Raw genomic sequence first — 24,842 nt, 5'->3', positions numbered from 1 at the left:
ACCTTATGACCTCACCCCGACACCAAGCGTGAGGGGAGCTTCGCGTTGAAGCTCCCCTCAGCCTATTCACCCGGATGCCAGTCCGGCGGCAGGACGAATGCGGGACGCGCCGCGAGAAGGCCCGAAAGCGGCGGCCACGGCGAGCAGAACGACGATCACCGCGCCTGTGACCAGCGGCAACACCACCTTGAGGGCGGGCAGCGTCAGCGGGACGCCGATCGAGAGGAACGCGACCTCCGCGTAGACGAACCCGAGCACGCCTCCACCGATCACCCCGACCAGGGCCAGCATGATCGCTTCAGCGATGACTCCGCCCTGCAGTCCGCCCTGAGTGACGCCCAAGGCGCGCCTGAGTGCGAGCTCCTTGCGGCGTTCCTGGACGGAGATGGTCAGCGCGGTGCCGATGCCGGTCACGGCGACCGCCACGGACAGTCCGAGCAGCACCATCATCAGCACGGTGCCGAGGTGCATGTACCGGGCCGCCTCGGCCCGGTCGTCCGCGTCCGTCCGCACGATGACGGTCGGGTTGTTCGGCAGCGCCGCCTGCAGTCCCGCCCGGAACTGGGCCGGGTCGACGTCGGGCTTCAACGCGACCAGCACCTTGTCCGCGGGTCCCGACGTGGGACCGGCGATGATCGGCGTGTAGCCGGTGATGCTGCCGGGGATCGTGCCGACCACCTTGTACTGCGTGCCGTCCGCCTCGACGAACGGCCGGCCCTCCCAGTGCGGGGGCACGATCGCGGTCCCGGCCGTGAGCTGCTCGGCGCCGGACACGTTCTGGGCCTTGAGCCAGGCCTTGAACTGCTCGGGGTCGACGCTCGCGGCGCTGTCCGACGTCTTGTGCAGCACGACGCTCGCGGCCACGTCCGGCTGCGCGGGGATCTCCGGCAGCGGCCGGTCGCCCGCGTCCACCACGGTCGCGTCCGGACGTTCCTCGTTGGCGTACTGGAACGTCAGCTCCTCCGCGCCGCCCAGCACGACCAGGAAGAAGGTCACCATCGAGCTCGCCAGGAGCAACGGCAGCGCCACCGAGGCCGACCGCTGCGGCATCCTGCGCACCTCGGCGCCGGCGAGCTTCCACTGCGTCCAACCCGCACCACCGATCCTGCCGAACAGTCGCGCGATGAGCGGGACCGTGACCGGGCCGAGGATCCAGAACAGGCCGGTCACCGCGGCGATCGCGGAGAACGTGACGGCCAGCGGAGCGGCGGACGTTCCCTTGGCTGCGATCGCCGCCATCGCGAGCAGCGCGGCACCACCGGTGAACAGCACGCCGAACACCCACCGAAGGCGACGCACGGCGCGAGGCGGCACCTCGTTCTCCGCGTCACGCAGAGCAGCCAACGGCGAGACGCGCGCGGCATTGATCGCGGGACGAACAGCCGCCATCACGCTCAACAGCGCGGCGACGACGACTCCGAGGATCACGTATCCGAGCGACGGCAGCAGTTCCGGGCTGAGCTGCACCGCGCCGAACAGCACGGAGATGCCGGTGACGTCGAACGTCCTGGCCAGCAGCCACGCCATCGGCCCGCCCAGCAACGCGCCCGCGACACCCGCCAGCGCACCCGTCACGAACGCCTCGAACAGGCTCCTGCGCACCAACGGCCCGCGCTGGGCGCCGATGCACCGCAGCAACGCCGTCTGCCGCTGGCGCTGCGCGTAGACCGCCCGGAACGTGGCCGCCGCGACGAACACCGCCGTGGCCAGCGCGAGCACGCTGAACGGCAGCAGGAGGAACGTCAGTTCGTTGCCGATGCTGTCCGCGTCCGGCGCCGGATCCCACACGACGTAGGCCGCACCCGCCGCGCTCGCGACGGCGTCCCTGGCCCCGCCGATCACCCAGATCTCCTTGGTGAACGGCCGCGGGTCGAGCTTCTTCGCGAGATCCGGTCCCGCGACCAGGATCGGCCGCGAGTCCATCCCGCCCTTCTTCATGACCCCGCTGACGGTCACCTCGACCGGTTTGCCGTCCGCCGCGGCGAGCTTGATCCGGTCGCCGGGCTTGAGACCGCGCTCGTACGCGGTGATCTTGTCGACGGCGACCTCACCGTCCGCCGCCGGGGCCTTCCCCTCGGCCAGCGGCCAGCGCACCAGGTCGGGCTGCTGGACGTGCACCTCGGCGCGGTGCTCCCCCGCCCGGCCGTTGCCGTCGAGGAGGTCGGCCTGGGCGATCTGCACCGGCACGGCCCTGCCGACGGAGGAGAGCTTCGCGAGCAACGCGTCGTCGAGCTTCGGGCGGTTCGCCTCGGTGGCGCCCGCGTCGTACTCGACGGGTTTGGTGTCCACCACGTGGCTCACCGACGACGGTGTGAGGGGCGCGCCCTCGTCGACCGACCTGGTGAGCGCGTCGCTCAGCACGAGGGCGGCCAGCAGGCAGGCGACGCCGACGACGAGCGCGACGCCGGGCAGCAGTGCGCGGCCCGGCCGGGCGCGGAACTCGGCGACGCCGAGCCGCAGGGAAGTGGACACGAATCCTCCTCGGTGACGTCTGACGTTCACGAAGGTAGGAAGGAAGGCGATCAGCGGGCGTCGGACTGGGGTAGCAAGCTCGCGTACGACCACAGGAGGACACGGGGATGATCAACCTCTACGACGAGGACGCGAACGTGGTCGGCGAGGTGACCCGCGCCCGCATGCGCGCCGAGAACCTCTGGCACGGTTGCGTCCTGACGGTGGTGTTCTCGCTCGACGGCGAACGGATCTACGTGCACCGCCGCACGGACACCAAGGACATCTATCCCGGCCTGTACGACTTCTCGGCGGGCGGCGTGATCGACGCGGGCGAGACGCCGGACGAGGCGGCGGTCCGCGAGCTGCGCGAGGAGCTCGGCGTCGAGGCTCCGCTCACGCCGCTCTTCCGGACCACCTACGTCGACGAGCTGACGCGCTATCACGCGTGGGTCTACGAGACGCACAGCGACGGCCCGTTCGTCCACCAGCCCGAGGAGGTCGCCTGGGGCGGGTGGATGAACGCCGGCGAGCTGCGCGGCAAGATCGAGGACCCCGGCTGGCCGCTAGTGCCGGACGGCCGCGCGATCGGCCGGGAGTGGCTGAGGCTCTAGGCGCGCTTGAAGGTGTGGCTGCGCTCCACCTTCGCGATGTGGATCGTGTAGCTGTCGTACCACTCGGCGCGACCGCGCCGCTGCGCCGCCTGATGCTCGGCGTTGGTGCGCCACTGCGTGAGGGCTTCGGCATCGCTGAAGTACGCGACGGTGATGCCGAGCCCGCCGGGATTCTGCGCGTGGTCCATCCCGAGATATCCGGGGATGTCCTTCACCAGTTCTTCCATGCGCGCGTTGGTGTCGCGGTAGCCGCTCTGGTCCTGCGTCCGCACGGTGGTGAAGACGACCGAGTAGTACGGGGGTTCGAAAGCCTCGACGGGCGCATCGCTCACCGCGCCACCGTAACTAGTTCCAGGTGAGCTGAGAACGGGTTTTCCAGTACTGCTCCGCGGGCTCGGCCAGGTCCGGCAGGTCTGCCTCGATCCTCAGCACGTCCACATTGGACCGCAGCTGGCCCGGGCTCGCCGCACCGGACAGCACGACGTCCACCCACGGCTGCCGCGCGATCGCCGCCAGCGCGACCGCGTCCGGGCCGACGCCGAGCTCTTTCGCCTGGGCCGCAACCGCTTGCGGAGGCTCCACGACGAGCCGTCCGTTGGCCACGCCCTCCTTGACGATCACGCGCAACCCGGCGTCGTGCGCCTCCCGCAGGGCCTGGCCCGCCGAGGTCTCCAGCACGTTCCAGGTGGACTGGACGGACCGGAAGATGCCGAGCTCCAGTGCCTTGCGGATGGCGTCGGCCTGCCGCGGCCCGGACGTCGAGAAGCCCAGCGGCACCCCGATCCCGGCCATCGCGTCCTGCAACGCGCGATCGCCGAACAACGGGCTGTCGGCCGTCAGCGAGTGCACCTGGTAGAGATCGACTCGGGGCAGCAGGGCCGAGGTTTCCTGCCACTGGCGGGTGAAACGGGCGAGCGAGTGCTCCTTGACCTCGTGCACCTCGGCGTCGGGCCGCCAGTCCGCGGTGTAGGCGTAGCCCCACTTGCTGGAGACCGTCACGTCGTCATGGCCGGGCAGCCACGACGACAGGAAGTCCTCGGACAGCCCGTACGAGCGGGCCGCGTCGACCCACCGGATGCCCAGTTCGTAGGCCGTGTCGAGCACGAGATGGCACTGCGCGCGCATGGACTCGACGTCGCGCACGGCGGGCAGCGCGTCCTCACGGCCGAGGTTGATGTAGGCGGGACGACCGAGGGAGGCGAGACCGAGCGCGAGGTGAGCCATGCCGACAACGGTAAACGGCGGTCCCGAGGGACCGCCGCTCACGTGACCCGCCGGGGTCGGTCATGCAGAGAAGATCAGAAGTCGTCGGCGGTGCGGATGTGGTTGCGCACCCACTTGCCGGCGTCCTTCAGCGGACCTTCACCCGAGAAGCCGCTGCCGGAGCACGTGCCGCTCTTGAACACCGCGCCGGTCCGGTTGTCGTCGGAGAAGTTCCAGTTGGTCCAGGAGATCTTCGCGTCCTTCATGAACGTGATGAACTTGTTCGCCATGGTGAAGTCGTTGGGACCGTCACCGGAGGCCTCCTGCGAACCGAACTCGGTGACGAAGACCGGTACCTGGCTCGAGACCGTCTTCAACGCGTTGAGGTACGAGTCGCGGTGGTCCTTCGCGTAGAAGTGGAACGTGTACATCAGGTTCGAGGCGTTGACCTTGTTCTGGCTGACCTCGTTGATGTTCTTGCCGTCGGACAGGCCGAACGTCGACCAGCCGTGCGTGCCGACGAGCACGAGGCTGTCCGGGTCCTCCGCGCGGATCGTCGGGATGACGGCCTCCGCGTAGGACTTGACCTTCGCCCACGTCACGCCGTTCGGCTCGTTGGCGATGTCGTAGATGATGTTCGTCTTGTCCTTGTGCCGCTGCGCGATCTCCTTGAAGAAGGTCTTGGCGCGCGACGTGTTGGCGTTCGGGTCGCCCGGCGAGAGCTGGTGCCAGTCGACCAGCGCGTACAGGCCGCGCTTGGTGGCCTCCTCGATGTAGCCGTGCACCAGGTCGGTGAACTTGCGAGGGTTGGTCTCGTAGCCACCTTCCTGGATGTACATCGAGATGCGGAGGACGTCCGCCTTCCAGTCGTTGGCGAGCGCGTCCAGGGACGCGGTCTTGACGCACTGGGAGTACCACTGGATGCCGTGCGTGCTCATGCCGCGCAACTGGATCTGCTTGCCGTTCTTGTTGCACAGCTTCACGCCGCACACCTTGAGCTGACCGTTGACCGCCGCGGGCGAACCCGGCGGCAGCGCGGCAGCGGCGAAGGTGCCCTCGGGAGCGGCGGCGACGGAACTTCCCGCCATCGCACCGGTCAGCGGGAGCACGACTGCCGCGGCGAACGCCACCACAGACTTCTGCCAGGACATACGGGGTCTCCTCTCGGATGTCGGCGGCGGCTTAGTTAGGTAAGTTTCCTTACCTATTAAAGGTATAGATGACCTTAAAGGCACCCCAAGAGCGAGTCAAGCGTCTCGTCGCAGAAGAGTCACCGTTCCGGCACCCAGCGTCACCAGTACGTAAACGACCAGAACCGCGGCGGCCGCCAACGGACCCAGGGGCGCGTCGTCGACGACCCCGGCGACCTCCCACACCAGGTACGGCACCATCACCGCGGACGCGTCCACGTTCCAGGGCTCCGGCAGCATCGGCGTGATGGCGGGCAGACCCCACAGCAGCACGCCCACCACCACGATCGTGACGGCCGTCGACCTCACCGCGAGCCCGATCCCGAGGCCGGTCAGTCCTGTCACCAGGATCGACAGCACGGCCGCGCCCGCCCACGGCAGCACGTCGCCGATGCCGTCCCACGGCGCGATCGGTGGCGGCCGGTCCCCCATGATCAGCCAGCTCGTCCCGACGCTCAGCACGAGGGCGGCGGCACCGACCACCACGGCCGTGGTGGCGACGAGCACGCTTTTGGCCGCCAGCAAGCGTTTCCGGCCCGGCACGGCCGTCAGCGCGGTCAGCCTCGGGTCGGAGGTCGCGACCAGGGCGCCGAGCGCGGCGACGAGGAACTGGACGACCGGGGTGATCACCACGCTGCTGTCGGCGGAGGCGAACCTCGCCTGTTCCGCGGCCGGCGACGTGTCGTAGTCCTGGACGATCAGCCACGACAGCAGCGCGCCCGCGACCACCATCAGCCCGATGGTGATGATCAGCCCGTACGACGAGCGGACGGTGCGGAGCTTGAGCCACTCCGCGGCGAGCGCGTTCTTCACAGTCCCCTCCCGGAGGTGAGTTCGAGGTAGGCGTCCTCCAGCGAACCGTTGCGGGTCAACGCCTCCATCGGCGTCTCCTTGACCAGCTGTCCTCTTGCGACGATCACGACGTGGTCGGCGGTCAGCGCCATCTCGCTCATCAGGTGGCTGGAGACGAAGACCGTGCGGCCCTCCTTCGCGAGCCCGCGCATCAGGTCGCGGATCCACCGCACGCCCTCGGGGTCGAGGCCGTTGACCGGTTCGTCGAACATCAGCACCCCGGGGTCGGCCAGCAACGCCGCCGCGACGCCGAGCCGTTGCTTCATGCCGAGCGACAGCGCCCTGATCCGCTTGTGCCGCACACCTCCCAGGCCGACCTGCTCCAGCAGTTCGACCGCGCGCTTCTGGCTGATGCCGTTGCTGGCGGCGATCCAGCGCAGGTGGTCGAGCGCCCTGCGGCCGTGGTGCACGGCGGCGGGATCGAGCAACGCGCCCACGTGCCGCAGCGGCTGGTCCAGGTCCTGGTAGCGCCTGCCGGCGATCAGGGCCTGGCCGCCCGTGGGCCGGTCCAGGCCGAGGATCATCCGCATCGTCGTGGACTTGCCGGCGCCGTTCGGGCCGAGGAAGCCGGTCACCAGTCCGGGGTGGACGGTGAACGACAGGTCCTCGACCGCCGTGGTGTCGCCGTATCTCTTCGTCAGGTTCCGCACCTCGATCATGCGGAAGAGGCTGTCTCGCGGAGACCTTCCGCGGATCGGCCCGTGCTCCGATCCCGGGAATCGGACCGTGGTCCGAGGCACGGCGCCCGCCGGCTCGTTACCGTCGACGCCGTGATCGCCAAACTGCACCTCTACCTGGTCGACGTGACCGCCGCCGTGGTGATCGGCGTGCTCGTCGCCTACGCCATGGTGGAGAACCAGGACAAGCCGTGGTGGCTCGTCCTGCCAGGGGCCGCTCTCGTCGCGCTGCCCGTGGCGGTGCGACGCCTGTGGCCCGTGACCACTCTGGCGATCACCACGCTGGCGACGGTGGCCGTGGTGATCGGCCAGGTGCTCCCGGTCCAGGCGCTCGGGGCTCCGGTCGGCGCGATCTGCTTCGCGCTCTACACCGTGGCGGTCGAGCGCACCCGCGCGTGGTCGTTGGCAGGGCTCGTGGTCACCGTCATCGCCACCTCCGGCGTTTCCGGAGGTGAACCGGAGACCTTGCTGGTCGGCCTCGCCGTGCTCGGCGCGGTGTGGGTGATCGGCTACACGACGCGGTTGCGGCGTTCGATGATCGAGCGGGAGACGACGCAGCAGGCCGAGCAGGCACTCGCCGACGAACGACTGCGCATCGCCCGCGAACTGCACGACGTGGTGGCGCACAACCTGTCCCTGATCGCGGTGCAGGCCGGCAACGCCGCACACGTGCGCTCACCCGAGCACGCCTACGAGGCGTTGCGGGTGATCTCGGAGACGAGCCGGGCGGCCCTGACCGAGATGCGCGGGCTGCTGGGCGTGTTGCGCGCCGACGCCGACCTCGCGCCCTCCCCCGGTCTCGGCGGACTGGCCGAACTGGCCGACCGCGCGTCGCTGGCGGGTGTGCGCGTCACGCTGGACGTGCCAGGCGATGCCGTCGTGCCGGAAGGGGTCGGGCTGTCGGTGTACCGGATCGTGCAGGAGGCGCTGACGAACGTCGTGAAGCACGCGGCGCCGGCGTCGTGCACGGTGCTGGTAGAGGTGACACCGGAGGCCGTCCGCGTCGACGTGGCGGACGACGGGCCTGGGGTGAGGGAGCTCGGAGTGGGACACGGGTTGATCGGCATGCGCGAACGCGTGGCCGTGTACGGCGGCACGTTCAGCGCGGGCCCCGGTGAGTCCGGCGGTTTCCGGGTCGTCGCGGAACTGCCGCACCGATGATCCGCGTGCTGATCGCCGACGACCAGGCGTTGCTGCGCGCCAGCTTCCGCCTGCTCGTCGACAACGAACCGGACCTGACCGTGGTCGGCGAGGCCGGCACCGGCGCCGAGGCCGTCGCGCTGGCTTCCGAGGTGAGGCCGGACGTCGTGCTGATGGACATCCGCATGCCCGAGATGGACGGCATCGAGGCCACGCGGCTGCTGGCCGGCCCGCGCGTGCTGGTGCTGACCACGTTCGACCTGGACGAGTACGTCTTCGGCGCGTTGCGGGCCGGTGCCTCGGGATTTTTGCTCAAGGACACGCCACCCGCCGAACTGCTGGCCGCCGTCAGGGTCGTGGCGTCCGGCGAGTCGCTGCTGTCGCCGACGGTCACGCGCCGGCTGATCTCCGAGTTCGTCCGGCAGCCCGCCTCGCCCGTGGTGCGCGGGCTGGACCGCGTGACCGAACGGGAGAAGGAGGTCCTGCTGCTGATCGCCCGCGGGCGGTCCAACGCGGAGATCATGGCCGAGCTGCACGTCAGCCCCGGCACGGTGAAGACGCACATCGGGAACCTGCTGGCGAAGCTGCACGCCCGCGACCGCGCCCAGCTGGTGATCGCGGCCTACGAGTCGGGTCTGGTCTGAGACGGAGAACCGCCCCGGCCGTGTGCAGCGACCGGGGCGGTTCGGTGAAGCGGTGCTACAGGTACGTGCCGGTGTTCGTGGCCGTGTCGATCGCGCGGCCGGCGTCCTGGTTCTTCCCGGTGACGAGCGTGCGGATGTAGACGATCCGCTCGCCCTTCTTGCCCGAGATGCGAGCCCAGTCGTCCGGGTTCGTCGTGTTCGGCAGGTCCTCGTTCTCGGCGAACTCGTCGAGGATGGCGGCCTGCAGGTGCCGGACGGAGAGTCCGGGCTGCTTGGTGTCCAGCAACGACTTGATCGCCGCCTTCTTCGCCCTGTCGACGATGTTCTGGATCATGGCGCCGGAGTTGAAGTCCCGGAAGTACAGGACCTCCTTGTCACCGTTGGCGTAGGTGACCTCCAGGAACCGGTTGTCCTCGGACTCCTCGTACATGCGCTCCACGGTGTGCTGCACCATGCCCTCGATGCAGGCCTTCGGGTCCCCGCCGAACTCGGCGAGGTCGTCGGCGTGCAGCGGGAGGTTGGGCGTCAGGTACTTGTTGAAGATGTCCTTCGCGCCCTCGGCGTCCGGTCGCTCGATCTTGATCTTCACGTCGAGTCGGCCGGGGCGGAGGATCGCCGGGTCGATCATGTCCTCGCGGTTGGAGGCGCCGATGACGATGACGTTCTCCAGGCCCTCGACGCCGTCGATCTCGGCGAGGAGCTGGGGCACGATCGTCGTCTCGACGTCGGACGACACACCCGAACCACGGGTGCGGAAGATCGAGTCCATCTCGTCGAAGAACACGATCACCGGGGTGCCGTCGGACGCCTTCTCACGAGCCCGCTGGAAGATCAGGCGGATGTGCCGCTCGGTCTCACCGACGAACTTGTTGAGGAGCTCGGGGCCCTTGATGTTGAGGAAGTAGGACTTGGCCTGCTTGTCGGTCTCGCCGCGGATCTCCCGCACCTTCTTGGCCAGGGAGTTCGCCACCGCCTTGGCGATGAGCGTCTTGCCGCAACCGGGAGGGCCGTAGAGCAGCACGCCCTTGGGCGGGCGCAGCTCGTACTCGCGGAACAGGTCGGCGTGCAGGAACGGCAGCTCCACGGCGTCGCGGATCTGCTCGATCTGCCGGGAGAGGCCACCGATGTCGCTGTAGTCGATGTCCGGGACCTCCTCGAGCACGAGGTCCTCGACCTCGGCCTTGGGGACCCGTTCGTAGGCGAAACCCGCCTTCGAGTCGACCAGCAGCGAGTCGCCGGGCTTCAGCGGCGAGTCGAGCAGCGGCTGGGCGAGCCAGACCACCCTCTCCTCGTCCGCGTGGCCGACGACCAGCGCGCGGGAAATGGTGTCCAGACCGTCGTCGTCGGTCAGCACCTCCCGCAGAGAGCAGACCTCGCCGGAACGCTCGAACCCGCCGGCCTCGACGACCGTCAGCGCCTCGTTGAGACGCACGGACTGGCCGTAGGCGATCTTCTCCGGCTCGACCGCGGGGGACACGGCTACGCGCATCCTGCGGCCGGACGTGAAGACGTCCACGGTCCCGTCGTCGAAACGTGCCATGAAGACGCCGTACCCGCTGGGCGGTTGCGCCAGCCGGTCGACTTCCTCACGCAGCGCGAGCAGCTGGCTTCGTGCTTCGCGGAGGGTGTCTATGAGCTTCGTGTTTCGCTCGGTCAGCTGGCTGACGCGCTCTGTCGCCTCAGCCAAGCGCTGCTCGAGCAACCGCGTGTGCCGCGGCGACTCGGTCAGCTTGCGACGCAACGACGCGATCTCGTCCTCGAGGAACCTGATCTGCGCAGTCAGCTCAGCAGAAATGTTGCCCTGGTTCAGCTCGCCACCCTCATCGGGTTGGCTGCCGGGATGACCGTGCTGCATGTCGGCACCCTCCTCCCGTGTTCGTACCGATTACGGTACCGGCGATCACCGACAAAATGGGGTACTCACAACATCATCTTCGCTCGTGTGGTGCAACGGTGAACCCTCCAAGTGAGGTCAACTGCTCCATCTCGGTGTCCGGTCCGACCGTCCAACCGCTACGGTGCGTCTCAGAAACCACTACCGGCGTTTCGCGCCGCGACACGCCAGACGACCTGCGAGAAGTCCGAGGAGAGGGTCATGGGAGCACCTGTGCGGGCACCCGGCCCCTACGGTCTGCGACCACCCTCGGACGATCACGAGCACACCTGGTATGGGCCACGACCCGTCGACGGGCGGCAATCCGCCACCGTCCCACCAGGTGGACCAGCCGTTGGTCCGATCGGCGGTCACGCACCGCAACCCACCCCGTTCGTGCCCGTCGGAGGACCCGCGCGAGCGAGGCTCCGATGCCTCCGGAGGGCGTGCGGCCAACCGGGTGGTTTCGCCGACGCGACCGGCGCACCACCCCGACAGCGCAGAGCATCGCGCTCGATTCTCGGTGGAGTTGCCACAATCGTTATCAGACACGACCTTTGCGCGGCCAGATCGCGGGTACAGGGCGTATGCATAACCACTCGTGCGTGTCGATAGACCCCATTCGCCCGCGAGTCGTCCGGCGAAGTACGACAATGTCCAGCGAAAGATCACCTCATCCGCATCGGGGGAAGTTTCATGACCTACCCGCCGCAGCAGCCCGGCCCGTACGGGCAGCAGCAGCCGCCGCCCGGAGGTCCGTACGGGCAGCAGCCGCCGCAGCAGCCGGGGTACGGCCAGCAGCCCCCGCCCGGCTACGGCCAGCAGCCGCCACCCGGATACGGGCAGCAGCCCGGCCAGCAGCCGGGTCAGTACGGCCAGCCGCAGCAGGACCCGTTCGGCCAGCAGGGACCGCCCAGCGGCGGATTCCAGCAACAGGGCCAGTACGGACAGCCCGGCCAGTACGGCCAGCAGCCCTACGGTCAGCAGCCGTACGGCCAGCCCGGCGGGTTCGGCGGCCCTCCGCCTCCCAAGAAGAGCAACACCGGCCTGATCATCGGCGTCGTCATCGGCGTGCTGGTGCTCGTCGGCGGCGGCATCACCGCCGCCGTCATGCTCACGAGCAACAGCTCGAGCAACTCCAGCAGTTCGTCGACGGACTCCGGTTCGAGCGACAACGGCAACAGCGGCAGCTCCGACGACGAGGCCGACGTCAAGAAGGCCGCCGAGGAGTACATCGCCGCGGCGACCTCCAGGAATGAGAGCAAGGCCAAGTCGATGGCCTGCCAGGAGATGCTCGACGAGGCCGCGGAGGCCGAGAAGAAGGCCACCCCCGAGCAGAAGAAGCTCGCCGAGGAGATGAAGAAGCTCCCGGTGCCCAAGATGGTCTACAAGAGCGCGACCGTCTCCGGCAACGAGGCGACCGTCAAGATCACCATCACCGCGGACTACGGCGGCCAGACCCAGACCATCGACTCCGACACGAAGTTCAAGAAGGTGTCGGGCAAGTGGAAGGTCTGCATCCTGGCCAAGGACATCAAGGTCCCGACGCCGACCCGCTGACCGGGAAGCCGTCGGTACATCCACTTCGGGGGAACTCGTCATGACCTATCCGCCGCAGCAGCCAGGGCCCTACGGGCAGCAGCCGCCGCAGCAACCCGGTTACGGCGGACAGCCGCAGCCGGGACACGGGCAGCAGCCCGGTCAGTACGGCCAGCAGCCGGGCTACGGGCAGCCCGGCCAGTACGGGCAGCCGCAGCAGGACCCGTTCGGTCAGCAGGGACCGCCCAGCGGCGGATTCCAGCAGCAGGGCCAGTACGGCCAGCAGCCGCCCGGACAGCCCCCGTACGGCCAGCAGCCCGGCTACGGCGGGTTCGGTGGTCCTCCGCCCAAGAAGAGCAGCACCGGCCTGATCATCGGCGTCGTCATCGGCGTGCTCGTCCTGGTCGGCGGCGGTGTCACGGCCGCGGTCCTGCTCTCCGGTGACGACTCTCCGAGCAGCACGGACACCGCGTCGTCCAACACGAACTCAGACCCGGCGGACGGCAGCACGAAGCCGACCGCGCCGTCGTCGAAGAGCTCGTCGAGCGGCGGGGACAGCGACGCCGAGGACGTGGCGAACGAGTTCACCGACAAGATCCTGAAGGGCGTTCACGCGGGCACCAGCACCCCGGACGACGTCAAGGACCTGGTGTGCGCGGCGGAGTTCCCCAAGCTGAAGGCCCAGAACGCCAAGGCGAACCCGAGCGTGAAGGCCACCGTGTCGGAGGTCAGGACGTCGGGCAGCACGGGCACGTTCCGGCAGAGCCTCACCGGGCTCGCCGATCCGGCCAATCCGGGCAAGACCACGTCGGGCGCCATCATCTACAAGCTGTCCAAGGAGGGCGGCAAGTGGACGGTGTGCGGCATCGACAAGCTCGAAGGCAACTGATCTGACGCGCGAAAAGGGCCCCGCACCTCGGTGAGGTGCGGGGCCCTTTTCGCATCGGATCAGCCCTTGCTGGGGCGACGCTGCGGCCGCGGTGCCGTCACGCCGTCCGCGAGCTTGCGGGTGGTCAGCAGGAACGCGGTGTGCCCGATCATCCGGTGCTCCGGCCGCACGGCCAGGCCGACGACGTGCCACGGGCGGACGAGCGTCTCCCACGCGTGGGGCTCGGTGAAGCACGTCATCTCGCGCAGCGCCTCGGTGACGACGGAGAGCTGCGTGGTGGTGGCGACGTAGACGACCAGGACGCCGCCGGGGATGAGGTTCTTCGCGATCGTGGGCAGCACCTCCCACGGCGAGAGCATGTCGAGGATGACGCGGTCGACCTCGCCCTCGTGGTTCTTCACGTCGTCGACGGTGATCGACCAGTTGCCGGGGCGCTCGCCGAAGAACGTCTCCACGTTGCGGATGGCGTGCACCGCGTGGTCCTCGCGCACCTCGTAGGACTGGACGCTGCCCTTCTCCCCCACCGCGCGCAGCAGCGAGCACGACAACGCGCCAGAGCCCGCGCCCGCCTCCAGGACGCGCGCGCCCGGGAAGATGTCGCCGTACATGCAGATCTGCGCGGCGTCCTTCGGGTAGATGACCTGCGCGCCGCGCGGCATCGACAGCACGTAGTCGGGCAGCAGCGGGCGCAACGCCAGGAAGTTCGTGCCGCCGACCGACGCGACGACCGAGCCTTCTGGCTGGCCGATCAGCTTGTCGTGCGGGATGGCGCCGCGGTGGGTGTGGTACTCCTTGCCGGGTTCGAGAACGACCGTGTAGTGCCGGCCCTTGGGGTCGGTCAGCTGTACCCGGTCACCCGGCTGGAACGGTCCACTTGCGCTAATCACCGCGCAATGGTGTCAAACGCCCTTCTCAATGGCCGCACGCAGGTCCTCCCTGCGCAGCACGCCCGCCGGGCGGCCCTCCAGGTCGACGACCAGGAACTGCCACGCGGCGGTGCCCTGGACGCGTTCGACGATCTCCTCGCCGGGCTCGTCGGCCAGCAGCACGGTCTCGGGCAGGATCGGCTCGGCCGCCTGCTCCGCGGGTGCGAAAGGACTTGCGGCGGCGAGCTTTCGCGCCAGTTCGGTGTCGAGCAGACCGGCCGCCACGCCGTCGGCCCGCACCAGCACCACGCCCCGGCCCGCCGACGTGCTCAGCGCGTCCGCCACGGGGCTCTCGGCCGGCAGCTGGAGCACCGGCAGGATCAGGTCGCTGAGGGAGACACCGGCGGGCCACGTGCGGCGGCGTTCGCTCGCGAGTTCACTCCTCGCGCCGGCGACGACGACCCATGCCGTCAGCACGCACACGCCGAAACGCAACCAACGGTCTTCCGCGCCTTCCGCGACGCCGTACAGCGCCCACGCCACCAATGCGATGGCCACGGCGAAACCGCCGACAACGGCGACACGCGTGCCCATCGCCCGTTGCCCCGTCATGGCCCACACTCCGGCCCTCACGATCCGGCCGCCGTCGAGCGGCAGGCCGGGCAGGAGGTTGAAGACGGCGACGGCGACGTTCGCGGCGGCGATCTGGAAGACCAGCACCCACACGACGTCGCCGGGCTCCATGACCAGTGCGCCGATGCCGAAGACCGCCGCCAGCGCCACGGACACGATCGGCCCGGCGCCCGCGACCACGCCTTCGTGGCTGGGTTTGCCGGGCGTGCGCATGATCTCGGACAGGCCGCCCAGCAGGTACAGCCGCAGTCTTCTGACCGGCAGGCCGAGCCGCAGCGCCGCGACGCAGTGGCCGAGTTCGTGGGCCAGCACGCTCAGGCCGAGGAAGATCGCGAAGAGCGCGGCGAGCAGCAGACCGACTCCCGGCGGCGTGCCGGGGGCGAGATCGTCGACGAGCGGCGCGTAGAAGGCCACCACGATCGCCGAGCCGATCCACCACGACGGCGCGAGGATCACCGGGATGCCCGCCACCCGGAACAGCAGCAGGCCGCCCTCTCGTTCACTGATCCGCGCGGCCACGGGTGAACTGTAGGGCTCCGGGTGTGATCCCGCGGTCTGGTGGTGCTCCCGAAGTCGATGAGGGCGGTGTTCCCGAGTGGGAGCCTCCCCGAGCTCGCCCTCGTCGGCTTCGGGCTAGGGGTTGTCATGGTGGCGAGAACAGAATTGTCAGACCTCTGTCCTAGGGTGCGAACCATGAGCACCACGTTGCGCAGGCCCGCGCTCTCGCCTTCCCGGGCAGGGGACTTCAAGCAGTGCCCGCTGCTCTACCGGTTCCGCGCGGTCGACCGGCTGCCGGAGAGGCCGACGAAGGCGCAGGTGCGCGGCACGGTGGTGCACGCGGTGCTGGAAGACCTGTTCGCCCTGCCCGCCGCCGACCGCGTGCCCGACCGCGCGCGTTCGATGATCACGCCGGCCTGGGAGCGCGTGAAGGCCGAGCGCCCGGAGTTCTCGACGCTGTTCGAGGTCGAGGGCAGCGAGGAGGAGGCGGAGTGGCTGGCGTCCGCCACGAAGCTGCTCGACGGCTACTTCGGCCTCGAGGACCCCCGGCGCCTGGAACCGGAGTCGCGCGAGCTCCTCGTCGAGTCCGAGCTGCCGTCCGGCGTGCTGCTGCGCGGCTACATCGACCGCGTGGACGTGGCCCCGACGGGTGAGATCCGCGTCGTGGACTACAAGACCGGCGCCGCCCCCCGCGAGGTGGGCGAGGCGAAGGCGTTGTTCCAGATGAAGTTCTACGCGCTGGTCCTGTGGAAGCTGCGCGGCGTCGTCCCCCGCCAGCTGCGCCTGATGTACCTGGCCGACCGCCAGGCCCTCGCCTACACCCCGGACGAGTCCGAACTGGCCCGCTTCGAGCGCACCCTCGACGCGATCTGGCAGGCCATCATGCGCGCGGCCCCGACGGGCGACTTCCGCCCCAACCCCAGCCGCCTGTGCGACTACTGCGACCACAAGGCCTTCTGCCCGGCGTTCGACGGCACCCCGCCGCCCTACCCCGGCTGGCCGGAGCCCGACGACACCGAGACCCTCCAGGACCGCGACTGATGACGGCGTTCTACCTGCCGCTGGGCGACGACACGTTCCGCTCCACCGAGCACACCGTCGGCCCGTGGGGCCCGGACAGCCAGCACCTCGGCCCTCCCTCGGCGTTGCTGGTGCGCTCGCTGCTCGCTCTGGGCAACCCGTCGTCTTCGCTGGCCCGCGTGACGTTCGAGGTGCTCGGCCCTGTGCCGGTGGCCGATCTCACGGTGTCCACTTCGGTCGAACGCCCAGGCCGCTCGGTAGAACTGCTCGCGGCGTCGCTGTCCCACGAAGGCCGTGCGGTGCTGACGGCGCGTGCGTGGCGCATCGTCGACTCGGACACCACGGCCGTAGCGGGAGGCGAAGTCCTCGCTCTGACACCGCCCGCTTCCGCCGCACCGATGGAGATCCCGGACTTCTGGGGCGGTGGCTACCTCGCCGCCGTCGAGTGGCTTTCCGTGTCGGGCGGCATCTTCACGCCGGGCGACGCCCAGGTGTGGGCCCGCCCCCGAGTGGCCGTCGTCGAGGGCTTCGACCCCTCACCGGAAGAGCGACTGTTCTCCGTCGTGGACTCGGCCAGCGGCGTTTCGTCCCGTGTGGACATTCGCAAGTGGTACGCCATCAACACCGACCTGACGGTCCACCTGCACCGCCGTCCCGTCGGCGAGTGGGTGGGCATGGACGCGCGGACGACCATCGGGCCGGACGGGGTAGGGCTCGCGACCAGCGTGGTGCACGACGTGGAGGGGCCGGTGGGCACGACGGCGCAGGCGCTGTTCGTGCGCGAACGCTGATACCGGGCCCGCGCACGCCACCGTCGCGGGCCTGTTCCGCTGAGCCCGGAGTCGCGTAGCGTCAGCCTGACTGTGAAGAGGTTCGCGAACCGGCAGGAAGCGGGCCGCGCCCTCGCCGCGCGACTCGCGGACCTCCCGTGGCACGACCCGCTGGTCCTGGGCCTCCCCCGAGGCGGCGTTCCAGTGGCCAAAGAAGTAGCGCGACACCTCAACGCCCAACTGGACGTCGTCGTGGCGCGCAAGATCGGCGCCCCAGGCCATCCGGAATACGGCGTGGGCGCCGTCACCGCGGACAGCGAACCCATCTACGACCCGAGAGTGCTGCGAGCCCTGAACCTCACCGAAGAGCAAATGGGCCGCACCTGCGACGAGGAACGCGAAGAAGCCAGAAGACGCACGGCCCTCTACCGCGGGGACAAGCCGCTCACCCTCAAGGACCGCGACGTGATCCTCGTGGACGACGGCCTGGCCACCGGAGTCACGGCCAGGGCGGCGCTGCACTGGATCGCCCAGCACGAACCGCGGTCCACGACCCTCGCCGTCCCGGTGGCCGCCAGAGAATCGCTGGCCGCGTTCACGACGCCGGTGATCGCGATCCTTCTCCCGCGCCGCTTCGGCGCGGTCAGCCGCTGGTACGAGGCCTTCGATCAGATCACGGACGAAGAGGTGCTCAGCGCGCTCTCGTAGTGCTCCACCACGGGGAACGGCGAGTAGAAGCGGTGCAGCAGAGCCGACCACTTCGCGTAGTCAGGCCCCTGCCGGAACCCGACGGTGTGCGATTCGACCGAGTCCCAGCGCACGAGCAGCAGGTAGCGCGACGGCGTCTCCAGGCACCGCAGCAGTTCGAGACCGCGGAAGCCCGGCGAGGCGGAGATCAGCTCCCGCGCCTCGCCGAACGCCCACTCGAACTCCTCGGCAGAACCCGGCAGCACGTCCAGCAGGGCGTGCTCCGTGATCACAGCCGGCAGAACCTGATGTCCGAGGCCAGCACGGCCTTGGCACCGATCGCGGCCAGCTCGTCCATCACCTTGTTCGCCTCCTTGCGCGACACCATCGCCCGCACGGCCGCCCAGTCGGGGTTGGCCAGCGGCGCGACGGTCGGCGACTCCAGGCCCGGAGTCAGCGCGATGGCGTCGTCGAGGATCGAACGCGGGCAGTCGTAGTCGAGCATCAGGTACTGCTGCGCGAACACGACGCCCTGGATGCGGGCAGTCAGCTGCTTCTTGGCGGCGGACAGCTCCGAGCCGTGGCGGTGGATGAGGACCGCCTCGGACTCGCAGATCGGCTCGCCGAACGGCACCAGGTCGTGCTGGCGCAGGGTGCGGCCGGAGCCCACCACGTCGGCGATCAGGTCGGCCACGCCCAGCTGGATCGAGATCTCCACGGCGCCGTCGAGCCGGATCACCTTCGCGGTGATGCCGCGGGCCTTCAGGTCGCGGCCCACCAGCCTCGGGTACGCGGTGGCGAGGCGCTTGCCTTCGAGGTCGGAGACCTTCCAGTCGGTGCCGCGAGGCCCCGCGTAGCGGAAGGTCGACGAGCCGAAGCCCAGCGCCAGCAGCTCCTCGACGGAGTTGCCGTTGTCGTCGGCACCCGAGTCGGCGGCCAGGTCGCGGCCGGTGATGCCGAGGTCCAGGTCGCCGGACGCCACGTAGATCGCGATGTCCTTGGGGCGCAGGAAGAAGAACTCGACCTCGTTGTTGTTGTCGAGCACGGTCAGGTCGCGCGGCTCGTGCCTCTGCCGGTAGCCGGCCTCGGTGAGCATGGCGGAGGCGCGTTCAGCGAGCGCGCCCTTGTTCGGGACTGCAACGCGCAGCATGTGAGAAGTCTTCCGTCAGAGGTACTTGTAGACGTCTTCGAGGGTGAGCCCACGGCCCAGCATGAGCACCTGGAGGCGGTAGAGCAGCTGCGAGATCTCTTCGGAGAGCTTCTCGTCGGACTCGTACTCGGCGGCGATCCAGACCTCGCCCGCCTCCTCCAGGACCTTCTTGCCCTGCGCATGGACCCCGGCCTCGAGCGCAGCAACGGTGCCGGAACCCTCCGGCTTGGTGGCGGCTCGTTCGGTCAGTTCAGCGAACAGGGAATCGAAGGTCTTCACGGCACGACATCCTCCCATCCCGGCGACCCCCGTCCACACCGCGGTCGCATCTGTCCCAGGCCGTGGACGCGATCTGTCCTGCATGGACACCCGGTAGCGTGAACTTCTGTGTCTGAGTTCGCCGAGGTCCTCGAAGCACTCCGCCGCGTGCGCGGAATCAACCCGTTCTTCGCGCTCGACGTCGGCCGCCCGGACGAGTCCTGGCTGCCGGGAACGGCGCTGCTGGAGGGCCCGGCGCTCAGGACCACGATCGACGCCATCGCGATCCGGTACAAAGCGGAAGAACCACGCGTAGCGGCCAGCCTGTTCTTCCTCAGCTACACGGCGCGGCTGCTCAGCCCGCTCACGGCCGCGGGCATCCCGATCGACGTCCGCCCGGAGAACCTCTGGTGGCAGCACCACCCGGCGAACGGCCTGAGCGTCCGCATCGACCAGCCACGACTGGGCCCGGAGGCCGCCCAAGCGCTCGCACCGGTGGTGGAGGCGATCCAGGACGTGACCCCGGTGGCGCGTGGATTGTTGTGGGGCAACGCCATGTCGAACATCGCGGGCGCGCTCAAAATGGTTGTGCGCGCACGCATGCTCACCGCCGAGGAAGCGGAAGAACGCGGCGAACGGCTCATGAGCGCCCCGCCGTTCGAACAGGCGGGGGAATTTCTGACTTTTCCCGGAGAGGTCTCGTTCCGGCGTCGGTCGTGTTGTCTCTACTACCGCGTCGCCGCAGGTGGGAAGTGTGGTGACTGTCCACTCGTGAAGTGAGGAACGCAACAACTCTTATGGCCGGTTGTGCTTAACGGGCCGATCAACTTACGGTGCACGCGCCGCAGTGACGGGAAGCCGGTGAAAATCCGGCGCGGTCCTCGCCACTGTGACCGGGAAGCGATCCCCGCCGAGCACGTCACTGGCCCTCGCGAGAGGGCTGGGAAGACGCGGGGGCAGCGTTGATCCGGGAGTCAGGAGACCGGCTGCGGCGCCGCAAGGAGAGTTGACCTTCCACGAGGTATGGAGGAGCCCGTCATGACGAGCCCCGCAGCAAGCCTGTCCGCCGTCCGCGTGCCCAAATGGGCCTTCGCCGTCTCAGTGCTCGGCCTGATCGTCACCTACCTGGTCCTGCAGGAGAACGGCCTCGCGCTCGGCGCGGGTTCCGAGTTGCTGCACGAGTTCTTCCACGACGGGCGCCACGCGCTCGGCGTGCCCTGCCACTAGATCCCCCGATCCCAGGCAGGGAAGACATGACGACGACGTACAAGTCCCTTGCGCTGCGCGGAGTCGCGGCCGGCGGTGTCGCCGGTGTCGCCTCCGCGCTCGTGCAGCTCCTGGTGACCGAGATCCCGATTCGCGCCGCGCTCGCGGTCGAGGAGGCCCGGGAACCCGCCGGTGAGGCCGGCCACCCGCACGGCGGCGAGGAAGAGCTGGTCAGCCGCGGCGCGCAGATCGCGGGCGGCATGCTCGGCGTGGTGATCGTCGGCATCGCGGTGGGCCTGGTGTTCGCCACGGCCTACGCGCTGTCGAAGCGCTGGTTCACCGGCAGCACGCCGTTCAGCCGCAGCTTCGCGTTCGGTGCCGCGGTGTTCGGTGCCGTGGCATTGCTGCCGTGGCTCAAGTACCCGGCCAACCCGCCCGCCGTGGGCGACCCGGAGACGGTGAACTACCGGACCGCGCTCTACCTCGGTGTGGTGGTGGCCGGTCTGGTGATCGTGTGGGCCGCGAGCTGGCTCGCCGAACAGCTGCGCGCGCAGTCGCAGCCGGTGCGGACCACGGCCGTGCTGCTCGCGGTGGCCGCGGCCGTCGCGGTGGTGCTGCTGGCGTTCCCCGCGCCGCCGGACACGATCCCCGCGGACATGCCGGTGAACGTGCTGTGGCAGTTCCGCCTCAGTTCGCTCGCCCAGCTCGCCACGCTCTACGTCGGCATCGGCGTGGTGTTCGGCCTGCTGATCGACCCGGCCGCGCGCAGGGCCAAGGCCCCTGAGAAGGCCGCTGTCGCCTGATGGTGTGGGGTGGCCACGCGGCCACCCCACACCCGTCTAAAGAGACTTCAGGACCTCGGCGTCCACGCCGACCAGCGAGTCGCGGAAGATCCGCCGCTCCCCCGCCGCCACCTCGACGTCGCACGGCACGACCAGCACGGTGCACCCGGCCGCCACCGCCGCGGCCACTCCGGTGGGCGAGTCCTCGATCGCCACGCACCGCGCCGCGTCCACTCCCAGCAGCCGTGCCGCCTTCAGGTACGGCTCGGGCAGCGGCTTGTTCAGCCCGTCCACCTCGTCGCCGCACACGGTGACGTCGAACAGGTCCCGCCCGATCGTGTCCAGCGCGACCTCGGTCAGCGAGCGCTCGGTCGACGTCACGAGAGCCATCGGCACGCCCGACGCGCGCACCGCCCGCAGGGCCTCGGCTGCGCCCGGACGCCACGGCAGGCCCGCGCGGAACACCTCTTCGGTGCGGCGGGAGATCCAGGCGGCGCCGTCGGCCATGTCGGCCTCGGTGGGCTCGATGCCGACGTCGGCGAACAGCAGGCGCATCGTCGTCGGTACGTTGCTACCGACCATGCGTTCGCGGGTGTCCGGGGAGAGCACGCCGCCCAGCTTCTCCGCGTACTCGTAGAGCGGGATGTCCCACAGCTTCTCGGAGTCCAGCAGCGTGCCGTCCATGTCCCATAGGACACCGTGAAGATCAGACACAGCCAGGTCAGACATTGAAGTACTTCGCCTCCGGATGGTGCGCCACGAAGGCGTCGGTGGACTGTTCCGGGTGGAGCTGAAGTTCCTCGGACAGCGAGACCCCGATGCGCGACGGATCGAGTAGCTCGACGACGCGCTTGCGGTCTTCCATCCCGGGGCAGGCGCCGTAGCCGCGCGCCGCTGTGGCCGAGTGTGAAGTACTCCTCGGCGGCGACGGTGCCGCCGGTGGGCCGGACGAGTTCCTCGCGGACTCGCTCGTGCCAGTACTCGGCCAGCGCTTCGGTGAGCTGGACCCCCAGTCCGTGGACTTCCAGGTGCTCACGATACGCGTTCTCGCCGAACAGTTCGTTCGCGTGGCCGGCGATCGGCGGGCCTGTCGTCACGAGACGGAACGCGATGACGTCGACCTCGCCGGACTCCTTCGGGCGCCAGAAGTCGGACAGGCACGACCTCCGATCCCTTCTCCGGCGCGGAAAAGTGAACCGGAAGCGCTCAGCGGACGAGCTGGCGGGTTCTTCCAGAACGACTAGATCGTCGCCGTCGGAGACGCACGGAAGTAGCCGCGGACGACGGCGGCGTGGGCAAGAACACCTTCCGCGGCAAGGCGTTCCATCCGGTAGCGCAGGCGTGGGCGGCCCTCGGTCGCGACCGGGTCCTCGTAGGCCGGGCCGCTGCCGCGCACGCCCTTGAGGCCCCACTGGGCCAACGTCGCACGCTCGTCCAGCGACGCCGAGCAGTCCGCGACCGGGATGCCCTTCACGACCCGGCTGCCCAGAACGGCAGGGCCGGGATCGGGTTTCCGACAGCCACGTCGGAGCGACCGGTCACGACTTCTTCCTCCACCGCAACGGCTTTGCGGCCGCGGCGATGCGCGGGGAACGTTCGCGACGGGCCTTGCGTTCCGCGGCCTTCTCCCGCATCTCGGCGTCCAGCACAGGAGCCTCGCCGCGCTTGGCGGCCATGATCGAGTCCTTCAGACGCAGGCCCTCGAAGGCGTCGCGGGCGTAGCGGGCGTCGCCGAAGTACATCTCCGTCAGGTCGTTCAGCACCTGACGGGGCGGCCAAGCTCAGTCCGAAGGAGACGTTCGACAGGCCCAGAGTCGTTCACACGTCCGGAAAACGACGCTTGAGCTCACGGATCGTCTCGACGGCGTCGCGGCGCACCTCCTCCTGGCCGGTGGAGATCGGGAACGTCAGGCAGTCGACGATGATGTCGCCGACGCGCATGCCCCAGTCGGTCGTCAGGTCCTCCCAGGTGGCGACGCGAACCTTCCACTCGGCCGTGCGGGCCTGGCCCTCGTCGTCGATGCACAGCGCCACGACCGCCGCGCCGCGCTCCGAGACGAGCCGCATGATCTTCCGGAACCGGGATTCGGGACCGTCGCCGTCCTCGTAGTTCACCGAGTTGACGACACCGCGGCCGCCAAGGCACTCCAGACCGGCCTGGAGAACCCTGAGCTCGGTGGGGTCGAGCACGATCGGCAACGTGATCGGGACGTACCGGCCCTCGGCGGTCGTCGCGCGCTCGGCGGTCGTCGCGCGCTCGGCGCCGAGCACGAACCGGGAGGTCGCGGACTTGCCGAACTCGTTCGCGACCTCCCGCGCCGCGTTCGGACAGGTGGAGGATCTGGTCCGGAATGTCGTGCTCGGCCAGGTTCGCGAGGTTCGCGCCGACCGTGTTCGTCTCCACGGCGTCGCACGACGTCCGGGCGGGGGACGTTCAGGATCTCGTCGCAGCCCTCGAGACCGTTGAAGTCGTCCGGGGAGAGGTCGACGGCCTGAAGCAGGGCGCCGTCAGCGACGACAACGCGGTTCACCAGCGCTTCCAGCAACGGCGACTCTCCGCGATCGCGCATGGGCCAAGCCTACGATGAGTTGACTGGCCGAACCCGTAGTCTGGCGCCGTGAACGATCCGTCCCAGGAATCCCCGACCCCCTCGAACCCGCGCATCCCGCTCACGGCTCCGATCATGGTCTGTGCGTTCGAAGGCTGGAACGACGCCGGCGACGCCGCCAGCACCGCGATCGAGCACCTCCAACTCACCTGGGACGCCACCCCGCTCGCCGAGATCGACCCGGACGACTACTACGACTTCCAGGTGACGCGCCCCACCGTGCGCATGGTGGACGGCGTCACGCGAAGGGTCGACTGGCCGACGACGCGGCTGTCGGTGTGCCGCCCTCCCGGTTCCGACGTGGACGTGATCCTCGTGCACGGCATCGAACCGAACATGAGGTGGCGCAAGTTCGCCGCCGAGCTGCTGGGCCACATCGACGCTCTCGGGGTGACGACGGTGGTGACGCTGGGCGCCCTGCTGATGGACACGCCCCACACGCGCCCGGTCCCGGTCACCGGCACGGCCTACGACGCGGACGCCGCCGAGAAGTTCGGCCTGGAGCACTCGAAGTACGAGGGCCCGACCGGCATCGTCGGCGTGTTCCAGGACGCGTGCGTGCAGGCGGGCATCCCGGCGATCTCGTTCTGGGCCGCCGTGCCGCACTACGTGTCGCAGCCGCCCTCCCCCAAGGCCACGCTGGCCCTGCTGCACCGCGTGGAGGAGGTGCTCGACATCGAGGTCCCGCTCGGCGCGCTGCCGGAGCAGGCCGAGGAGTGGGAGCGCACGGTCACCGAGATGGCCGACGAGGACGAGGACGTGCGCAACTACGTGCGCGCCCTGGAAGAGCGCGGCGACGCGGAGCTGCAGATCACCGAGGCCTCGGGTGACGACATCGCCGCGGAGTTCGAGCGCTACCTGCGCCGCCGCGGCCGTGGTCCGGGCTGGCCGTCGGCCGGCCCTCGCTAGCCGCCATCTTCACGCAGGTCAGAAGCCGTCTCGGTCATGTGGACCGGGACGGCTTTTTCACGCTTCCGAGTGATCGAGTCGAGGATTCCAGACGCCGAGGAATGGGTAACAGGATCCATCTCCAGACAGGAACCACCGTGTCTCTCGTGCGCAAGATCGTTGTCGGCCTTGCTGCGGGCGGCGGCGTGCTGTTGGCCGTGTCTCCCGCCAGTGCAGCTCCCCTCTCCCCCGTCGACTCCCTCGGGGAGAACGGTCCTCACACGACCGTGAGCGACGCCAGGGAGTCGTTCCAAGGCTTCACCGCGGGCCTCCACGGCTAGAAACTTAGCGACAACAACCACTTTTCGGCACCTTCCCCCGCTCGCCCCCATAGGGTGAGCGG

Annotated in this window: 26 protein-coding genes, 2 pseudogenes and 1 riboswitch; of the genes and pseudogenes, 14 read left to right on the top strand and 14 right to left on the bottom strand. The window is 69.4% G+C overall.

The features are described 5' to 3' along the window. Positions 1-66 precede the first annotated feature (66 nt). Positions 67-2,472, bottom strand: coding sequence for an FtsX-like permease family protein (locus ACIRG5_RS09370; RefSeq protein ID WP_402902509.1), 2,406 nt, complete (start codon positions 2,470-2,472; stop codon positions 67-69). Between the two features lie 107 nt (positions 2,473-2,579). On the opposite strand from ACIRG5_RS09370, the gene ACIRG5_RS09365 reads away from it, so the two are divergent. Beyond that, entirely contained in the window at positions 2,580-3,065 is a 486-nt protein-coding gene (locus ACIRG5_RS09365) for an NUDIX hydrolase (protein ID WP_402902507.1), read from the top strand. Here the strand turns inward: ACIRG5_RS09365 and ACIRG5_RS09360 are convergent. The 5 genes and pseudogenes from ACIRG5_RS09360 to ACIRG5_RS09340 all read right to left on the bottom strand — a co-directional run. Continuing rightward, a complete protein-coding gene (locus tag ACIRG5_RS09360; RefSeq protein WP_402902504.1) occupies positions 3,062-3,397 on the bottom strand; it encodes an antibiotic biosynthesis monooxygenase family protein in 336 nt (111 codons plus the stop codon). The genes ACIRG5_RS09365 and ACIRG5_RS09360 overlap by 4 nt on opposite strands. Before the next feature lie 13 nt (positions 3,398-3,410). Beyond that, positions 3,411-4,289 (bottom strand): aldo/keto reductase, encoded by an 879-nt coding sequence (locus ACIRG5_RS09355; RefSeq protein ID WP_402902502.1) that lies wholly within the window; start codon positions 4,287-4,289, stop codon positions 3,411-3,413. A gap of 74 nt (positions 4,290-4,363) precedes the next feature. After that, on the bottom strand, positions 4,364-5,419 hold the full coding sequence (locus ACIRG5_RS09350; protein WP_402902499.1) for a glycoside hydrolase family 5 protein: 1,056 nt from the start codon (positions 5,417-5,419) through the stop codon (positions 4,364-4,366). 96 nt (positions 5,420-5,515) lie between these two features. Then, positions 5,516-6,271 carry an ABC transporter permease gene (locus tag ACIRG5_RS09345; protein WP_402902496.1) on the bottom strand — a complete coding sequence of 252 codons (756 nt, stop codon included), beginning with the start codon at positions 6,269-6,271 and terminating at the stop codon, positions 5,516-5,518. Between the two features lie 56 nt (positions 6,272-6,327). Continuing rightward, a pseudogene (locus ACIRG5_RS09340) lies at positions 6,328-6,969 on the bottom strand (ABC transporter ATP-binding protein); the annotation flags it as partial. Between the two features lie 111 nt (positions 6,970-7,080). Between ACIRG5_RS09340 and ACIRG5_RS09335 the strand changes: the two are divergent. After that, positions 7,081-8,148, top strand: a complete 1,068-nt coding sequence (locus ACIRG5_RS09335) for a sensor histidine kinase (RefSeq protein WP_402902494.1) — start codon at positions 7,081-7,083, stop codon at positions 8,146-8,148. Then, the gene (locus ACIRG5_RS09330) at positions 8,145-8,771 is read left to right on the top strand and encodes a response regulator (protein WP_402902490.1); all 627 of its coding nucleotides are present in this window, start codon (positions 8,145-8,147) and stop codon (positions 8,769-8,771) included. Before ACIRG5_RS09335 ends, ACIRG5_RS09330 begins: the two co-directional genes overlap by 4 nt. A 55-nt stretch (positions 8,772-8,826) precedes the next feature. Here ACIRG5_RS09330 and arc read toward each other — a convergent pair whose 3' ends face one another. Beyond that, positions 8,827-10,626, bottom strand: a complete 1,800-nt coding sequence (gene arc / locus ACIRG5_RS09325) for a proteasome ATPase (RefSeq protein WP_090070210.1) — start codon at positions 10,624-10,626, stop codon at positions 8,827-8,829. 714 nt (positions 10,627-11,340) lie between these two features. On the opposite strand from arc, the gene ACIRG5_RS09320 reads away from it, so the two are divergent. Together ACIRG5_RS09320 and ACIRG5_RS09315 are read left to right on the top strand one after the other, a co-directional pair. Beyond that, positions 11,341-12,204 (top strand): hypothetical protein, encoded by an 864-nt coding sequence (locus tag ACIRG5_RS09320; RefSeq protein ID WP_402902484.1) that lies wholly within the window; start codon positions 11,341-11,343, stop codon positions 12,202-12,204. Positions 12,205-12,244: 40 nt separating this feature from the next. Next, on the top strand, positions 12,245-13,072 hold the full coding sequence (locus tag ACIRG5_RS09315; RefSeq protein ID WP_402902481.1) for a hypothetical protein: 828 nt from the start codon (positions 12,245-12,247) through the stop codon (positions 13,070-13,072). Between the two features lie 59 nt (positions 13,073-13,131). Here the strand turns inward: ACIRG5_RS09315 and ACIRG5_RS09310 are convergent, their stop codons facing one another. Then, on the bottom strand, positions 13,132-13,959 hold the full coding sequence (locus tag ACIRG5_RS09310) for a tRNA (adenine-N1)-methyltransferase (RefSeq protein ID WP_402902478.1): 828 nt from the start codon (positions 13,957-13,959) through the stop codon (positions 13,132-13,134). Between the two features lie 12 nt (positions 13,960-13,971). Then, positions 13,972-15,090 carry a site-2 protease family protein gene (locus ACIRG5_RS09305; protein ID WP_402902475.1) on the bottom strand — a complete coding sequence of 373 codons (1,119 nt, stop codon included), beginning with the start codon at positions 15,088-15,090 and terminating at the stop codon, positions 13,972-13,974. Positions 15,091-15,264: 174 nt separating this feature from the next. On the opposite strand from ACIRG5_RS09305, the gene ACIRG5_RS09300 reads away from it, so the two are divergent. From ACIRG5_RS09300 to ACIRG5_RS09290, 3 genes are all read left to right on the top strand, one after another. Further along, positions 15,265-16,110, top strand: coding sequence for a PD-(D/E)XK nuclease family protein (locus tag ACIRG5_RS09300; RefSeq protein ID WP_319973133.1), 846 nt, complete (start codon positions 15,265-15,267; stop codon positions 16,108-16,110). Further along, positions 16,110-16,880 carry a thioesterase family protein gene (locus ACIRG5_RS09295; RefSeq protein ID WP_402902472.1) on the top strand — a complete coding sequence of 257 codons (771 nt, stop codon included), beginning with the start codon at positions 16,110-16,112 and terminating at the stop codon, positions 16,878-16,880. The genes ACIRG5_RS09300 and ACIRG5_RS09295 overlap by 1 nt, the downstream gene beginning before the upstream one ends. Positions 16,881-16,952: 72 nt before the next feature. After that, positions 16,953-17,567, top strand: a complete 615-nt coding sequence (locus tag ACIRG5_RS09290; protein WP_402902470.1) for a phosphoribosyltransferase — start codon at positions 16,953-16,955, stop codon at positions 17,565-17,567. Here the strand turns inward: ACIRG5_RS09290 and ACIRG5_RS09285 are convergent. The 3 genes from ACIRG5_RS09285 to ACIRG5_RS09275 are packed head-to-tail and all read right to left on the bottom strand — an operon-like array spanning position 17,528 to position 18,975. Then, positions 17,528-17,839 (bottom strand): antibiotic biosynthesis monooxygenase family protein, encoded by a 312-nt coding sequence (locus tag ACIRG5_RS09285; RefSeq protein ID WP_402902467.1) that lies wholly within the window; start codon positions 17,837-17,839, stop codon positions 17,528-17,530. The genes ACIRG5_RS09290 and ACIRG5_RS09285 overlap by 40 nt on opposite strands. Then, a complete protein-coding gene (hisG, locus tag ACIRG5_RS09280; protein WP_402902464.1) occupies positions 17,836-18,696 on the bottom strand; it encodes an ATP phosphoribosyltransferase in 861 nt (286 codons plus the stop codon). The genes ACIRG5_RS09285 and hisG overlap by 4 nt, the downstream gene beginning before the upstream one ends. Before the next feature lie 15 nt (positions 18,697-18,711). Beyond that, positions 18,712-18,975 carry a phosphoribosyl-ATP diphosphatase gene (locus ACIRG5_RS09275; RefSeq protein WP_089912086.1) on the bottom strand — a complete coding sequence of 88 codons (264 nt, stop codon included), beginning with the start codon at positions 18,973-18,975 and terminating at the stop codon, positions 18,712-18,714. Positions 18,976-19,083: 108 nt separating this feature from the next. Here ACIRG5_RS09275 and ACIRG5_RS09270 point away from each other — a divergent pair, with 108 nt between their 5' ends. The 3 genes from ACIRG5_RS09270 (at position 19,084) to ACIRG5_RS09260 (ending at position 20,963) form a co-directional block, all read left to right on the top strand. Then, on the top strand, positions 19,084-19,734 hold the full coding sequence (locus tag ACIRG5_RS09270) for a (2Fe-2S)-binding protein (protein WP_402902461.1): 651 nt from the start codon (positions 19,084-19,086) through the stop codon (positions 19,732-19,734). Positions 19,735-19,804: 70 nt separating this feature from the next. After that, positions 19,805-19,939, top strand: a riboswitch (cobalamin riboswitch). Positions 19,940-19,992: 53 nt separating this feature from the next. Beyond that, positions 19,993-20,181, top strand: a complete 189-nt coding sequence (locus tag ACIRG5_RS09265; RefSeq protein ID WP_093588538.1) for a CbtB-domain containing protein — start codon at positions 19,993-19,995, stop codon at positions 20,179-20,181. A 26-nt stretch (positions 20,182-20,207) separates the two neighbouring features. Next, positions 20,208-20,963: a CbtA family protein gene (locus ACIRG5_RS09260; protein ID WP_402902458.1), complete on the top strand. Its 756-nt coding sequence runs from the start codon at positions 20,208-20,210 to the stop codon at positions 20,961-20,963. A gap of 36 nt (positions 20,964-20,999) precedes the next feature. On the opposite strand, the gene ACIRG5_RS09255 is transcribed toward ACIRG5_RS09260, so the two are convergent. After that, on the bottom strand, positions 21,000-21,626 hold the full coding sequence (locus ACIRG5_RS09255) for an HAD family hydrolase (protein ID WP_402902455.1): 627 nt from the start codon (positions 21,624-21,626) through the stop codon (positions 21,000-21,002). A 37-nt stretch (positions 21,627-21,663) separates the two neighbouring features. Beyond that, positions 21,664-23,144: pseudogene (locus ACIRG5_RS09250) on the bottom strand (vitamin B12 dependent-methionine synthase activation domain-containing protein); the annotation flags it as partial. 188 nt (positions 23,145-23,332) lie between these two features. Between ACIRG5_RS09250 and ACIRG5_RS09245 the strand changes: the two are divergent. The 3 genes from ACIRG5_RS09245 to ACIRG5_RS09235 all read left to right on the top strand — a co-directional run bounded on the left by ACIRG5_RS09245 (position 23,333) and on the right by ACIRG5_RS09235 (position 24,780). After that, positions 23,333-23,530, top strand: coding sequence for a hypothetical protein (locus tag ACIRG5_RS09245; RefSeq protein ID WP_402902452.1), 198 nt, complete (start codon positions 23,333-23,335; stop codon positions 23,528-23,530). Positions 23,531-23,560: 30 nt separating this feature from the next. Beyond that, positions 23,561-24,460 carry a PAC2 family protein gene (locus ACIRG5_RS09240; protein WP_319973143.1) on the top strand — a complete coding sequence of 300 codons (900 nt, stop codon included), beginning with the start codon at positions 23,561-23,563 and terminating at the stop codon, positions 24,458-24,460. A gap of 146 nt (positions 24,461-24,606) precedes the next feature. Then, positions 24,607-24,780 (top strand): hypothetical protein, encoded by a 174-nt coding sequence (locus tag ACIRG5_RS09235; protein WP_402902448.1) that lies wholly within the window; start codon positions 24,607-24,609, stop codon positions 24,778-24,780. Positions 24,781-24,842 lie beyond the last annotated feature (62 nt).

Source organism: Lentzea sp. NPDC102401 (assembly GCF_044765805.1).
Lineage (GTDB): Bacteria > Actinomycetota > Actinomycetes > Mycobacteriales > Pseudonocardiaceae > Lentzea > Lentzea sokolovensis.
Note: the sequence above shows the minus strand (reverse complement) of the source record. Positions and strands in the feature narration are given on the sequence as shown.

Bases quoted from the DNA above. Each gene is read 5' to 3' on its own strand.
- ACIRG5_RS09330 (WP_402902490.1), top strand. From the start codon at position 8,145: ATGATCCGCGTGCTGATCGCCGACGACCAGGCGTTGCTGCGCGCCAGC.
- ACIRG5_RS09260 (WP_402902458.1), top strand. From the start codon at position 20,208: ATGACGACGACGTACAAGTCCCTTGCGCTGCGCGGAGTCGCGGCCGGC.
- ACIRG5_RS09295 (WP_402902472.1), top strand. From the start codon at position 16,110: ATGACGGCGTTCTACCTGCCGCTGGGCGACGACACGTTCCGCTCCACC.
- hisG (WP_402902464.1), bottom strand. From the start codon at position 18,696: ATGCTGCGCGTTGCAGTCCCGAACAAGGGCGCGCTCGCTGAACGCGCC.
- arc (WP_090070210.1), bottom strand. From the start codon at position 10,626: ATGCAGCACGGTCATCCCGGCAGCCAACCCGATGAGGGTGGCGAGCTG.
- ACIRG5_RS09255 (WP_402902455.1), bottom strand. From the start codon at position 21,626: ATGGACGGCACGCTGCTGGACTCCGAGAAGCTGTGGGACATCCCGCTC.
- ACIRG5_RS09265 (WP_093588538.1), top strand. From the start codon at position 19,993: ATGACGAGCCCCGCAGCAAGCCTGTCCGCCGTCCGCGTGCCCAAATGG.
- ACIRG5_RS09350 (WP_402902499.1), bottom strand. From the start codon at position 5,419: ATGTCCTGGCAGAAGTCTGTGGTGGCGTTCGCCGCGGCAGTCGTGCTC.
- ACIRG5_RS09355 (WP_402902502.1), bottom strand. From the start codon at position 4,289: ATGGCTCACCTCGCGCTCGGTCTCGCCTCCCTCGGTCGTCCCGCCTAC.
- ACIRG5_RS09365 (WP_402902507.1), top strand. From the start codon at position 2,580: ATGATCAACCTCTACGACGAGGACGCGAACGTGGTCGGCGAGGTGACC.
- ACIRG5_RS09315 (WP_402902481.1), top strand. From the start codon at position 12,245: ATGACCTATCCGCCGCAGCAGCCAGGGCCCTACGGGCAGCAGCCGCCG.
- ACIRG5_RS09300 (WP_319973133.1), top strand. From the start codon at position 15,265: ATGAGCACCACGTTGCGCAGGCCCGCGCTCTCGCCTTCCCGGGCAGGG.
- ACIRG5_RS09320 (WP_402902484.1), top strand. From the start codon at position 11,341: ATGACCTACCCGCCGCAGCAGCCCGGCCCGTACGGGCAGCAGCAGCCG.